Below are 13331 nucleotides of genomic sequence, written 5' to 3'. Positions count from 1 at the left end.
AATCCTCGGAAAGGAATCACCATGAGCGTTCTCACCCTCGGCCAGGTCCGCATCCACTCCGGCTCCAGCACTCAGGAGGCCGCGTTGCAGGAGGCGACCGACATCCTCGTCACGGCGGGCGCCGTCACGCCCGCGTACGCCGACGCCATGCGGCAGCGCGAGGAGACGGTGTCGACGTACATGGGCAACGGCCTGGCAATCCCGCACGGCACGAACGACGCCAAGGACGCGATCCTCGGGTCCGCGCTGTCGGTCGTCCGTTACGACGGCGGCGTCGACTGGGCCGGGGAGCAGGCGACGTTCGTGATCGGCATCGCCGGCAAGGGCGATGAGCACCTCGAGATCCTGTCGCAGATCGCGATCCTCTTCTCCGACGAGGACGACGTCGCGAAGCTCAACGCCGCGCAGACCCCCGACGAGCTGTTCGCGCTGCTCTCGGCCGTCAACGAGTGATGGGCGACCGTTCGATGAAGGCCGTCCACTTCGGCGCGGGCAACATCGGCCGGGGATTCGTCGGCCTGCTGCTCCACGAGGGCGGGTACGAGGTCGTCTTCTCCGACGTCGCCGACGCTCTGGTCGACGCGATCAACGCCGTCGACTCGTACACCGTGCACGAGGCGGGCCCCGGGGGCACCGACCACGTCGTGACAGGCTTCCGCGCCGTGAACAGCAAGCACGATCCCGAGGGCGTCGCCGACGAGATCGCGACGGCCGAGGTCGTCACCACCGCGGTCGGTCCTACGGTGCTGCGCTTCGTCGCCCCGACGATCGTGGCAGGGCTCGCCCGTCGCTCCCCCGACGCCGCGCCGCTGCAGGTCATGGCCTGCGAGAACGCCATCGGCGCGACGGACACCCTGCGGGCGGAGGTCGAGAAGGCCGCAGGGGCGGATGCCGCCGAGCTGCTCTCCCGCGCGGTGTTCGCGAACACAGCGGTGGACCGCATCGTCCCCGGCCAGCCCGCGGACGGCGGGGTCGACGTCACGGTCGAGCCGTACTACGAGTGGGCCATCGAGTCCGGCGCGTTCGAGGGGAGTCTGCCGAGCATCCCCGGAGCGCACTTCGTCCACGACCTCGCCCCGTACATCGAGCGCAAGCTCTTCACTGTGAACACCGGCCACGCGGCCACCGCGTACTTCGGTGCCCGCGCCGGCATCGAGCGGATCTCGGATGCTCTCGACAATCCCGACATCGCCGCTCGCGTGGCCGCGGCTCTCGAAGAGACCTCGGCCGTCCTCGTCGCCGAACACGGCCTCGATCCCGCAGAACTGGCGGAGTACCGGGCGAAGATCCTCGAGCGGTTCCGCAACCCGTCCCTCGTCGACACCGTGCAGCGCGTCGGCCGACAGCCGCTGCGCAAGATCTCGCGTCACGAGCGCTTCATCGGCCCGGCAGCGATGGCCGCCGAACGGGGTCTGCCGACGATCGCCCTCGTCGGGGCGGTCGCCGCTGCGCTCGAGTTCGACGATCGCGATGACGAACAGGCCGTCGAGCTGCAGGAGCTGCTGCGTGCGGAGGACGCCGAGTCGTTCACGGTGCGTGCGACGGGTCTCGACCCCGAGCATCCGCTGTTCCCGGCCGTGCGCGACGCCGTCGCCTCGCGGCAGACGGCGCTGCGCGCCTCCTGAGCCGACCGCGATCGGAGCCACGCCCCCTGCCGCCTGATCGGCAGGGGGCGTTCTGCGGGCGAAGGCCCGTCACACCCGTCGGGTCCGGGCGTCGCGCAGGTTCGGGACGTACGGTGGTTCGGTGCAGAAGAAGCGTCGCCGGGTCCTGAAGTCCATCGTCTGGGGTCTGGTGGCCATCGTCGCGCTCGGGGCAGGCGGCATCGTCGTCTGGAGCCAGGTCGGCGTGATGGACGCCGAGCCGGGGCCCCTCGCGGAGGTCCGTGCCAACAGCGCGATCGAGGTCGAAGACGCCGCGCAGGGCATCGTGATGACTCCGGCCGACGGCGAGTCCGACCTCGGGCTCGTTTTCATCCCCGGAGCGAAGGTCGATCCCTGGGCGTACGCACCGATCCTGCAGAGTCTCGCCGAGGACGGCGTCACTGTCGTCATCACGCGCCCGTGGCTGAATCTCGCGTTCTTCGATCTTCGCGGCCTCGACGCCTTCACGTCGGCGGCTCCCGACATCGACGACTGGGCGGTGGGAGGCCACTCCCTGGGCGGGGTGCGCGCCTGCCAACTCGCGAAGGACGCCGAGGCGCTGGTGCTGTTCGGCTCGTACTGCGCCGGCGACGTGTCGGCGTCCGATCTCCGCGTCCTGAGCATCTCGGGGAGCGAGGACGGTCTGTCGACACCCGCGAAGATCGACGACGCCCGAGACCTGCTGCCCGCCGATGCGGAGATGGTGGAGATCGACGGCGCGTCGCACGCGTCGTTCGGCGACTACGGCCCGCAGTCGGGCGACGGCACTCCGACGATCTCCGATGAGGAGATGCACGCGAAGGTCGGCGAGCTCTTGACCGGCTTCTTCGCCGAGCTGCGTGCGGAATGACGCGTCTGGGCGACGACTCCCGTCAGCCGATCCGCGTGATCAGCGCCTCGAGCCCCATGCCGTAGTCGATGCGGACCACCGGCAGCGCGAGCTTGTCGGTGCCGATGGTCACGTAGCCGGGCTCGATCGTCCTCGCCATCTCGAAGCCGGCCATCGCCACGCCCTGCTTGGCGGTGTCGTTGTAGTGGCCGAACGGGTAGGCCATGACCTCGCGCACGCCGAGGATGTCGCCGGAGGCGTTCATGTCCGCCGCGATCTCCTCGGCCGTCCAGTTGACCATGCGCCCCTTGCCGTTCTCGCCGGCCTGATGCATGTCGTTCGTATGCGAACGGCGCAGCACGTACATCGACGGTGCCGGATCCTGCCGGTAAGCGGTGATCATGAACGAGGTCGACAGCAGCTTGTACTTGTCGATGACCGGGACGGCGAGGTCGAACCAGGTCTGATCCGCGTCGTCGTCGGTGATGATGACGGAGTGCGCGGGGAGGAAGAGCCGTCCGTCGATGAAGGCGCTCAGCTCGTCCCAGGTCGGCAGGTAGAAACCCGTGGTCGCGATGTGGTTCATCTGCGCCTCGAAGTCGCCGATATAGGCGTAGTTGCCGCGCAGCCACCCGGACTCCCCATCGGGGTTGGTCGTGAACTGGTGGTACATGAGGATCGGGATCTTCGCGTTCTCGGCCGCGTTCGCCTCGGGCGTCGTCCATCCGGCGAAGAGCTCGACCTGCTGGTCGACGCAGACGACGGGGTCGGCGCCGTTGACGCGCATGGCCGCCGACAGCGCGGCGGCATCGGCCTCCGTCGGGTACCAGCCCGCGAAGACACGCCCGTCCTGAGCGGGGATCGGCAGGGCCGCGTACAGGGCGTTCTGCCACTGCAGCATCGGATCGACGGGAGCCCCGTCGCCGAGGAACGTGACCGCGCAGGCGAGCGGGTCGCCGGCGTCCGCCACGAGCTGCTGCGCGGGCGTCAGCGGCCTCTCGATCGGCTGTGCCTCGATGCGCGGGACCTTCACCTCCGGCGGGCGGTTCAGGGACACGAATGCGACGGCGCATGCTCCTGCGACGACCAGCACGGCACCGACTGCCACGACGACGCCGATGCGGCGCCTCTTCTTCCCCCCGGAAGCCACGACCCTCCTCCTCGCGGCTCAGCCGGAGAAGCCCTGACCGATCATCTCGACGAGCTCTTCGCGTTCCTCGACCGGCAGGAAGGCGGCGGAGGCGGCATTGAACTGGAAGGTCTCGAGGTCGTCGAGGTCGTACTCGAACGCCTCCACGAGCAGTGCGAGCTCACGTGTCAGGGAGGTGGCGCTCATGGTGCGGTTGTCGACGTTCACGGTCACCGCGAAGCCCAGCTGGTAGAGCAGGTCGAGGGGGTGGTCGGCGAGGGTCTTGCCCCACGCCGAGATCGCTCCGGTCTGCAGGTTCGACGATGGTGAGAGCTCGAGCGGGATCTCCCGGTCGCGCACCCAGCGCGCGAGGTCGCCGAACTGCACCTGCACTTCGTCGCCCTCCTGCGTGACGACCTGCAGGTCCTCGGCGATGCGGACGCCGTGTCCGAGGCGCAGGGCGCGGCCGTCGAGCAGTGCGGAGCGGATCGATGCGAGACCCGCCGCCTCTCCGGCGTGCACGGTGACGGGGAAGAAGTTCTCGGCGAGGTAGTCGAAGGCCGCGCGGTGATTCGACGGCGGGAAGCCGTCCTCCGGACCCGCGATGTCGAACCCGACGGCTCCGCGGCCGCGGTAGGACACGGCGAGCTCGGCGATCTCGCGGGCACGGTCGGTGTGGCGCATCGCGGTGATGAGCTGCCCGACGCGGATGCTGTGTCCGGCGCGATCCGCGGCATCCTCGCCCTCTTCGATGCCCTGCTGCACGGCCTTGACGGCGTCGTCGAGCGAGAGCCCGCGGGTGAGATGCTGCTCGGGAGCCCAGCGCACCTCGCCGTAGATGACGCCGTCCTTGGCCAGGTCCTGCACGAACTCCTTCGCGACGCGGGTCAGCCCCTCCCTCGTCTGCATGACGGCGATCGCGAGGTCGAAGGTCTTGAGGTACTCGACGAGCGATCCCGAGTCGCTCTTCGACGCGAACCACTTCCCGAGCCTGCGCGGGTCGGTCTCGGGAACGTCGATGCCGACGGCATCGGCGAGCTCGAGGATCGTCGCGGGACGCAGCGCACCGTCGAGATGGTCGTGCAGCGACACCTTGGGCAGGGCGCGCAGAGACGCTCCCTGGACGGTGACGTCGCCGTTCGCGTCGATCGACATGTGTTTCCTCTCGGTCGCGGGTCGGTCAGTTCAGGGTATCGCTCGAAGCGGCACGCCCTCGGAGGGCGCTCACGCGGTGATGCGCTCGCGGACGATCGGACCCGATTCGGGGGCACTGTCTCCGATCTCCCACGAACCCTCGAGCGCCTCGAGAGCGCGCGGGAAGCGGGCCTCGTCGGCGGCGGAGAGCGTGAACAGCGGCTGTCCCTGCGTCACCCGGTCGCCGGGCTTCGCGTGCAGATCGATGCCCGCCTCGAAGATCACCGAGTCCTCGGCGCGAGCGCGTCCCGCACCCAGGCGCCAGGCGGCGATACCGAACGGGAGGGCGTCCATGCGCGAGACGACACCGTCGGCGGGTGCCGTGACGACGTGCGTCTCGCGGGCGGTCGGCAGTTCCGCGTCGGGGTCGCCGCCCTGAGCTCGGATCATGGCCTTCCAGCTGTCCATCGCGCGTCCGTCGTCGAGAGCGGCCTCGACGTCGGCATCCGGCTGTCCGGCGAGGGTGAGCATCTCACGGGCCAGGGCGATCGTGAGCTCGCGGACATCGGCGGGCCCGCCGCCGGCGAGCACCTCGACGGACTCGCGGACCTCGTTGGCGTTGCCGATGGCGAGGCCGAGCGGCACGTTCATGTCAGTGAGCAGCGCCGTGGTCGCGACGCCCGAGTCGGTGCCGAGCGCCACCATCGTGCGGGCCAGCTCGCGCGCGCGGTCGATGTCCTGCATGAAAGCGCCGGAGCCGAACTTCACATCGAGCACGAGCGCGTCGGTGCCTTCGGCGATCTTCTTCGACATGATGCTGGACGCGATGAGCGGGATCGCCTCGACCGTCCCGGTGACGTCACGGAGCGCGTACAGCTTCTTGTCGGCGGGGGCCAGCCCGGAGCCGGCCGCGCAGATGACCGCGCCGACGTCGCTCTGCATCTGCGCGAACATCTCGTCGTTGGTGAGCGAGGCGCGCCAGCCGGGGATGGACTCGAGCTTGTCGAGCGTTCCCCCGGTGTGCCCGAGGCCGCGGCCGGAGAGCTGCGGCACGGCGACGCCGAACACGGCGACGAGCGGAGCGAGAGGCAGGGTGATCTTGTCGCCGACGCCACCCGTCGAGTGCTTGTCCACGGTCTTCTTGCCGAGGCTCGCAAAACTCATCCGCTCGCCGGTGGCGATCATGGCGTCGGTCAGCACCCGGATCTCGTCGCGCTCCATGCCGCGCTGGAACACGGCCATCGCGAACGACGCCATCTGCGCGTCCGACACGTAGCCCCGCGTGTAGGCGTCGACCATCCAGCGGAGGGCGGGCTCGGACACCGCTCCCCCGTCGCGCTTCGCACGGATCACGTCGACGGCGTCGAAGGGCTCTACGCTCATCGGGCGTCCTCCAGATCTCGGGGGCCGAACGCGTCCGGCAGGACTTCGTCGATGGTGCGGATGCCGGAGACGGTCTCCAGCAGCATGCCGGGCATGGCGTGCTCGAACAGCAGCTGACGGCAGCGGCCGCACGGCATGATCGTCTGTCCGTTGTTGTTCACGCAGACGAACGCGACGAGCTGACCGCCGCCCGACATGTGCAGGTCGCCGACGAGTGCGCACTCGGCGCACAGGGTCACACCGTACGAGGCGTTCTCGACGTTGCAGCCGGCGACGATGCGACCGTCTCCGACGAGCGCGGCCGCGCCCACCTTGTAGCGCGAGTAGGGCGCGTACGCCTTCGTCATGGCATCGGTCGCGACCTGACGCAGCTCGTCCCAGTCGATATCGGTCATGTCTTTCTCGACTCCTCGGGTGTCAGGACTTGATGTAGGGCTTGCCGCTCGCCGCCGGCCCGCGGATCTGACCAGCGAATCCTGCCACGGCGAGCAAGGTCACCACGTAGGGCAGCATCAGCATGAACTCACCGGGGATCGGCGTCTTCAGGATCGACAGCAGGTTCTGCAGGTTCGTGGCGAAACCGAAGAGCAGCGCGGCGAGCGTCGCGCGGATCGGGTCCCAACGGCCGAAGATCACGGCGGCGAGGGCGATGAATCCGAGGCCCGCCGTCATGTCCTTGCCGAACTGGGGAACCGACACCAGCGTGAAGTAGGCCCCGCCGACACCGGCGATCGCGCCCGCGAGCAGGACGTTCCAGAAGCGCGTGGAGTTGACCTTGATGCCGACGGTGTCAGCCGCCTGCGGGTGCTCTCCGACGGCGCGCAGACGCAGACCCCACTTGGTGCGGTACAGGCCCCAGGCGACGACCGCGACGGTGATGAACATGAGGTAGACGATGAACGTCTGATTGAAGAGCACCGGTCCGATGATCGGGATGTCACTCAGCAGCGGGATCTCGATGCGACTGAAGCGCACGGGCGTGTTGAGCTCCGCTTCGTGCGGAGCCAGGAGCGCGCCGTACAGGAAGCCGGTGAGGCCGCTGACCAGCACGTTCAGCACGACGCCGACGATCACCTGCTCGACGAGGTACTTGATCGCGAACGCAGCGAGGACGCTGGCGACGAGGACGCCGCCGAGCATGGCTCCGAGGAGGCCGACGAACGGGCTCCCGGTGATGCTCGACAGCAGAGCGGCGGAGAACGCGCCGAGCAGCAGCTGCCCCTCGATCGCGACGTTCACGACACCGGCGCGCTCGCCGATCACTCCACCCAGGGCGCCGAACACGAGCGGCACCGAGAGCGACACCGCTCCGAACAGCAGGCTGGTGACGGGGACGAGACCGCCCGCTCCGGCCCAGACGAGGAAGCCGAAGACCGCGATCGCGCCGAATCCGGCGGCGATCCACAGCGACGCCTTCCGATAGCTCCATGCACGGAGGAACGCTGCGATCGTGAGCACGACCAGGATGCCGACGACCACCCAGATGGTCGGCCCTGTCGGCAGCGCGACATCCGGCAGAGCGAGTGCCGAGGACTGGTCGCTCAGACGGAATGAGCTCGTGCCGCTACGCGGCACGAGGAGGAACAGCAGCGCGAGCAGCACGGTCACTGCGGCGAGCACGATCGGTGCTTTCAGGTGGCGCTCCCGCACGGTGGCGAGCTGCACCGTGCCGTCGGCGGCCTCTGACTGAACGAGCGACATCATGCGGCCACCGCCTTCTTCGCAGCCTTGGCTCTCGCCTTGGCGGCCTTCTCCGCATCGGACTTGGGCAGGAAGAACACGGCGCGCAGCAGCGGCGGAGCCGCGATGAAGAGCACGACGAGCGACTGCACCACGAGCACGATGTCCACGGGGATGTCCTGCGCCTGCATCGAGAACGATCCGGCCTTGAGCGCGCCGAAGAGGATGCCGGCTGCGAACGTGCCCCAGGCGCGGCTGCGACCCAGGAGGGCGACCGTGATCGCGTCGAACCCGATGCCGGCGTCGATCGTCTCGGTGATACCCGTCGTGACCGCGCCCTGCACCTGATTCATGCCGGCCAGACCGGCGAGACCGCCGGCGAACAGCATCGCGTAGACGTAGACCCGCTGGACGCTGATCCCGGCCGCGCGAGCCGCATGGGGGTTCTCTCCCACCGCGCGCATGCGCAGGCCGAGCGCCGAGCGCTCGATCAGCCACCAGACGAACAGGGTCGCGACGATCACGAGCACGAAGCCGAAGTCGAGGAGGGGGAACCGCGGGCCCAGCAGCTCCGGGAACTGCGCCGTCTCCGGCGTCGGTGACCCGAGCGCCTGATTGGTCCCCGGCTTCTGCAGCAGCCCCGGGGTGCGGATCATCCACAGCAGCAGGTAGTACGCCACGTAGTTGAGCATGATCGTGAGGATGACCTCGTGCGCGCCGGTGCGGGCCTTGATGAGACCTGCGATCGCGCCCCACAGTGCGCCACCGGCAATGCCTGCGATGAGCGTGACGGGGATGTGCAGCCAGATCGGCAGATCGAGGTTGAACGTGAGCAGACCGGCGACCGCGACGCCGATGAGCATCTGACCGCGTGCGCCGATGTTGAACAGGCCGACGCGGAACGCGAGTGCGACACCGAGTCCGGCGGCGATGAGCGGTGCGGCGAAGCCGAGCGTGTTCGTGAGCGGACGGATCTGAGCCGCGAAGTCGTTGCCTCGAGCGTTGAAGATCGCGCCGCGGAAGAGAGCCTCGTAGCCGTTGTAGACAGCCTGCCAGGCCGCCGCGAGAGTATCGCCGGGGCGAGCGAAGAAGTACCCGGAGGCCTCCTGCACATCCTCGTTCGTGAACGCGATGAGGATGCCACCGACGACGAGCGCGAGGAAGATGGCGAGGACGGTCGAGACGGCGCTGCCGCGCAGGATCTCCTTGAGGATGACGTTTCCGCGAGGTGGCGGCGGAACGTCGCCGGTCAGCGGACCGGTCGCCCGCGGCAGCTGCTCGGCGGGGACGCCTTTCACGGCGTCATCCGCCCCCGGTGTGGTCCCGCTCATGCGGCTGCCTCTCCTTCGGCGGCGCCCGCCATCATCAGACCCAGCGTCTCGCGCGGGGTGTCGCCGGGCACGATGCCAACGATTGTTCCTCGGTACATGACCGCGATGCGATCGGCGAGAGCCGCGACTTCGTCGAGCTCGGTCGAGACGACGACGACGGGGACTCCCGCGTCACGCGTCTCGATGATGCGCTTGTGGATGAACTCGATCGATCCCACGTCGACCCCGCGCGTCGGCTGAGCGGCGACGAGGAGCCGCAGCTCGCGACTCATCTCGCGGGCGATCACGACCTTCTGCTGGTTGCCGCCCGACAGCGTCCCCGCCGGCGTGTGCGGTCCCTGTGTCCGAATGTCGTACTCGGCGATCCGCTCCTTCGCGAACTCCTCGAGCGCGGCGCGGCGAATCGTTCCTCCACGGCTGAACGACTCGTCGTCGGAGCGATCGAGGATCAGGTTCTCCGCGACGGAGAACCCGCCGACCAGTCCGTCCTCGTTGCGGTCCTCCGGCACGAAGCCGACCCCCGTGTCGAGGATGCCGCGCACGCTCTTGCCGACGAGCTGCGTGCCGTCGAGAGTGATCGAACCTTCGACGCGCGCTGCGAGACCCACGATGGCCTCCACCAGCTCGGTCTGGCCGTTGCCCTGCACACCGGCGATCGCGAGCACCTCGCCCGGCCGCACGGTGAAGTCGACGTCGTCGACGACGATCGCGCCGGTCGTCGTGAGCACGCGGAGGCCCTCGACCTCGAGGCCACCGTCACCGAGCCGCGGCGCGTCCTTCTGCACCGTCAGCTCGACGGCGCGACCGACCATGAGCGAGGCGAGCTCGGCGTTGCTGGCGGTCGGCGATGCCTCGCCCACGATGCGTCCGAGGCGCACGATCGTGATGGTGTCCGCGACCTCACGGACCTCGCGGAGCTTGTGGGTGATGAAGACGATGGCGGTGCCCTCTGCGCGGAGCTGCCGCATGATGCCCATGAGCTCGTCCGTCTCCTGGGGAGTCAGCACGGCCGTCGGCTCGTCGAACACGAGCACCTTGGCATCGCGCGACAGCGCCTTGATGATCTCGACGCGCTGCTGCACGCCGACCGGCAGGTCGCCGACGATGGCGTCGGGGTCGATGTCGAACCCGAAGCGCGCGGCGACGGCGCGCACGTGCTCTCGGGCCTTGGCGATGTCGAGCCGGCCGACGCCCTTGGTCTGCTCGTGGCCGAGCATGACGTTCTCCGCGACGGTGAAGACGGGTACGAGCATGAAGTGCTGATGCACCATGCCGATGCCCGCGTTCATCGCGTCGCCGGGGCCGCGGAAGCGCTGCACGACATCGTCGAGGAGGATCTCGCCCTCGTCAGCCTGATACAGGCCGTACAGGACGTTCATGAGAGTGGACTTGCCTGCGCCGTTCTCACCGAGAAGAGCGTGGATCTGCCCCGGCTCGACCACCAGATCGATGTGGTCGTTGGCCACGAGGCTACCGAATCGCTTGGTGATGCCGCGAAGTTCGAGCTTCATATCTGCACCTTATCCAGAAGTGTCCGAAGAGTCTCGGGCGCTGCGCACCGATGCGCGCGCCCTGCGGACAGTCGTCCGCCCACGGCACGGGGCGAGTGGCTGCTTGCTCCACTCGCCCCGCCCTGGACCGGCTGCGACTTACGGGGAGTTCGGGGACTCCACCGTGATGTCGCCGGAGATGATCTGCTCCTGCAGAGCTGCGATCTCGTCGAGCAGCCCGTCAGGGAGCTGCGACTCGAACGAGCCGAAGCCCGAGAGCTTCACGCCCTCGTTCTCGAGCGTGCCCACGTACGGCGCCGGGTCGAAGTCGCCCTCCGAGGCCGCGATCGTCGCGTCCTCGACGGCCACGTCGATGGCCTTCATGATCGAGAAGAGGGTGACGTCCGCCACGCTCTCGTCGGCGACGGCGAGGTCGCTGTCGACACCGACCATGAGGGTGTCCTTGCCGCTGTCCTTGATCGCGGCTGCCGCGCTCTGGTAGATCGGGCCGCCGACGGGGAGGATGACGTCCACGCCCTGGTCCAGCACTCCCTGGGCGGTCTGCTTGGCGGTGTCGTTGGCGTCGAAGCCGCCGGTGAACGAGCCCTCCTGCGTGTCGACATCCCAGCCGAACACCTGCACGGCGCCGGACTTGTCCTCGTTGTACTTGTCCACGCCGAGCGCGAAGCCGTCCATGAACACGGCGACGGACGGGATCTGCATGCCGCCGAAGGTGCCGACCTTGTTCACGCCTGCCTGAGCCGACCATCCGGCTGCGGCGTAGCCGCCGAGGTAGGCGGCCTGAGCGGTGTCGAAGACGAGGGGCTTGATGTTCGGCGCGTCGGTGGTGCCGTCGAAGTCGTTGTCGGCGTAGTCGTCGATGATCGCGTAGTCGATATCCGGGTTCGCGAGAGCGGACTCGACGGTGGCCGCCGAGAGCTTGAAGCCGACGGAGACGATGAGCGAGCATCCCTCGGAGACGGCGGTCTCGAGGTTCGGCGCGTAGTCGTTGTCGTTGGCCGACTCGAACTCGAGCGGCTTGACGCCGAGGGTGCCCGCTGCGCGGTCCATGCCCTCCTTGGCGGACTGGTTGAACGACTTGTCGTTCCAGCCGCCCGCGTCGGAGACGAGGCAGGGCAGGAAGTCGGATGCGGCGTCGCCGCCGCCGTTGTCGCCCGATTCCGTCGGAGCCTGGCCGCAGCCGGCGAGAGCGAAGACGACTCCAGCGGCGATGGTCGCGCCGAGCAGCTTCTTGGTGGTGGAGATGGTCAACTCATGCCTCCTCAACGAACCCGCGGCCCTCGCGGATCGATCAAAGTTACCTACTGTTTCGACGATTGCGTATATCGAGGAGCGGGGCGGTGGGGAATGGTTACAAAGCTGAAATCTAGCCGACGGGTGAGCACGGATGCGCGCTCATCTGCGCATCAGAGCACGTCACCGCGCCCGGTGAGCTTGAGCGACTCGACGACGCCCTTGACGCGCTGGGCGTGCTCGACCGTCGTCACGAGCAGGGCGTCGGGGGTGTCGACCACGACGATGTCCTGCACCCCGACGAGGCTGATCACGCGGGTCGTCTGGGAGACCAGGATGCCGCTCGCGGCATCCGACAGCACTCTGGCCCGCGGCCCGAGAACGGCCAGGTCGTTTTTGCGACCGTTCGTGATGAGCTTGGTGAGCGAGGCGAAGTCCCCGACGTCATCCCAGTCGAAATGGCCGGGCACGACGGCGAGCCGCCCGCGGTTCGCTGCGGGCTCGGCGACCGCGTAGTCGATGGCGATCTTCTTCAGAGCGGGCCAGATGCGGTCGACGGCGGGCCCGCGGCGGTCGCGATCGTCCCACGCCTCGGCGAGCTCGACGAGACCCGCGTGCAGGGCCGGCTCGTTCGCCGCGAGCTCGTCGAGCAGCACGCTCGCCTTCGCGATGAACATGCCCGCGTTCCACAGGTAGTCGCGGCTGGCGACGTAGGCCTTCGCCGTCTCGAGATCGGGCTTCTCGACGAAGCTCTCGACGAGCGCCGCCTCTCTTGCCCCCTCGACGACGAGCTCCGGTCCCCTCCTGATGTACCCGAATCCGACCGCGGGCTCCGTCGGGGAGATGCCGATCGTGCAGATGAATCCCTCGCGCGCCACCTCGACGGCATCCCGCACGGCGAACTCGAACACGCGCGTCCCTCGGATCACGTGGTCGGCGCTGAACGAGCCGATGATCACATCGGGGTCACGACGGTGCAGGACCGCCGCCGCCAAGCCGATCGCGGCGGCGGACTCGCGCGGCTCCGACTCGAGGAACACGTTGAGGTCGGCGATGCCGGGCAGCTGCGCCTCCACGGCCGCCCGATGCGCGCGCCCCGTGACGACCGCGATGCGGTCGGGTCCGGCGAGCGGCTCCAGGCGGTCCCACGTGTCACGGAGCAGCGAGTGCCCGGAGCCCGTGAGGTCGTGGAGGAACTTCGGCGCGTCCGCGCGCGAGAGCGGCCAGAGTCTGCTGCCGATGCCTCCGGCGGGGATCACGGCGTAGAAGTTCGGAATGGGATGGCTCACCCTGCCAGGGTAGCCGCGGGCCTGCCCCACACCGGGTTGCATCCGACCATGTCGAAAGCGGATCGGAACCATGCGGGAACGCTATCGACGTCGAGCCGGTTAGGCCCGCCTTCGTCGCTCCGGCCCAGCAGACGGGAATAGGATGGACTCCGATCGGCCATGCCTCGCA

General features: G+C 68.7%; 12 protein-coding genes. 3 read left to right on the top strand and 9 right to left on the bottom strand.

The annotated features are described in order from the left end of the window. The first annotated feature begins 21 nt into the window (after positions 1-21). The 3 genes from M3195_RS11025 to M3195_RS11015 all read left to right on the top strand — a co-directional run bounded on the left by M3195_RS11025 (position 22) and on the right by M3195_RS11015 (position 2493). Positions 22-453 carry a PTS sugar transporter subunit IIA gene (locus M3195_RS11025; RefSeq protein ID WP_096713714.1) on the top strand — a complete coding sequence of 144 codons (432 nt, stop codon included), beginning with the start codon at positions 22-24 and terminating at the stop codon, positions 451-453. Positions 454-467: 14 nt separating this feature from the next. Further along, positions 468-1625: a mannitol-1-phosphate 5-dehydrogenase gene (locus tag M3195_RS11020; protein WP_251587596.1), complete on the top strand. Its 1158-nt coding sequence runs from the start codon at positions 468-470 to the stop codon at positions 1623-1625. A 121-nt stretch (positions 1626-1746) separates the two neighbouring features. Next, positions 1747-2493, top strand: a complete 747-nt coding sequence (locus tag M3195_RS11015) for an alpha/beta hydrolase (RefSeq protein WP_251587410.1) — start codon at positions 1747-1749, stop codon at positions 2491-2493. Positions 2494-2515: 22 nt separating this feature from the next. Here M3195_RS11015 and M3195_RS11010 read toward each other — a convergent pair whose 3' ends face one another. The 9 genes from M3195_RS11010 to M3195_RS10970 all read right to left on the bottom strand — a co-directional run bounded on the left by M3195_RS11010 (position 2516) and on the right by M3195_RS10970 (position 13204). Further along, the gene (locus tag M3195_RS11010) at positions 2516-3622 is read right to left on the bottom strand and encodes a polysaccharide deacetylase family protein (RefSeq protein WP_251587409.1); all 1107 of its coding nucleotides are present in this window, start codon (positions 3620-3622) and stop codon (positions 2516-2518) included. 18 nt (positions 3623-3640) lie between these two features. Continuing rightward, positions 3641-4756, bottom strand: a complete 1116-nt coding sequence (locus tag M3195_RS11005) for an adenosine deaminase (protein ID WP_251587405.1) — start codon at positions 4754-4756, stop codon at positions 3641-3643. Positions 4757-4825: 69 nt separating this feature from the next. Beyond that, complete coding sequence (locus tag M3195_RS11000; protein ID WP_251587403.1) at positions 4826-6118, bottom strand: thymidine phosphorylase; 1293 nt, start codon at positions 6116-6118, stop codon at positions 4826-4828. Beyond that, on the bottom strand, positions 6115-6513 hold the full coding sequence (locus tag M3195_RS10995; protein ID WP_251587398.1) for a cytidine deaminase: 399 nt from the start codon (positions 6511-6513) through the stop codon (positions 6115-6117). Before M3195_RS10995 ends, M3195_RS11000 begins: the two co-directional genes overlap by 4 nt. A 22-nt stretch (positions 6514-6535) precedes the next feature. Next, on the bottom strand, positions 6536-7819 hold the full coding sequence (locus tag M3195_RS10990) for an ABC transporter permease (RefSeq protein ID WP_251587594.1): 1284 nt from the start codon (positions 7817-7819) through the stop codon (positions 6536-6538). Continuing rightward, a complete protein-coding gene (locus M3195_RS10985; protein ID WP_251587397.1) occupies positions 7819-9129 on the bottom strand; it encodes an ABC transporter permease in 1311 nt (436 codons plus the stop codon). The genes M3195_RS10990 and M3195_RS10985 overlap by 1 nt, the downstream gene beginning before the upstream one ends. Then, positions 9126-10640, bottom strand: a complete 1515-nt coding sequence (locus M3195_RS10980) for an ABC transporter ATP-binding protein (protein WP_251587396.1) — start codon at positions 10638-10640, stop codon at positions 9126-9128. Before M3195_RS10980 ends, M3195_RS10985 begins: the two co-directional genes overlap by 4 nt. A gap of 138 nt (positions 10641-10778) precedes the next feature. After that, complete coding sequence (locus M3195_RS10975) at positions 10779-11891, bottom strand: BMP family lipoprotein (protein WP_251587395.1); 1113 nt, start codon at positions 11889-11891, stop codon at positions 10779-10781. Between the two features lie 155 nt (positions 11892-12046). After that, positions 12047-13204 (bottom strand): mannose-1-phosphate guanylyltransferase, encoded by a 1158-nt coding sequence (locus M3195_RS10970; protein ID WP_285885860.1) that lies wholly within the window; start codon positions 13202-13204, stop codon positions 12047-12049. Positions 13205-13331: the final 127 nt, after the last annotated feature.

The sequence above is a fragment of the Microbacterium hydrocarbonoxydans genome (assembly GCF_023715885.1).
GTDB classification, from domain to species: Bacteria; Actinomycetota; Actinomycetes; order Actinomycetales; family Microbacteriaceae; genus Microbacterium; species Microbacterium hydrocarbonoxydans_C.
This window is presented reverse-complemented; position numbering and strand designations above follow the sequence as displayed.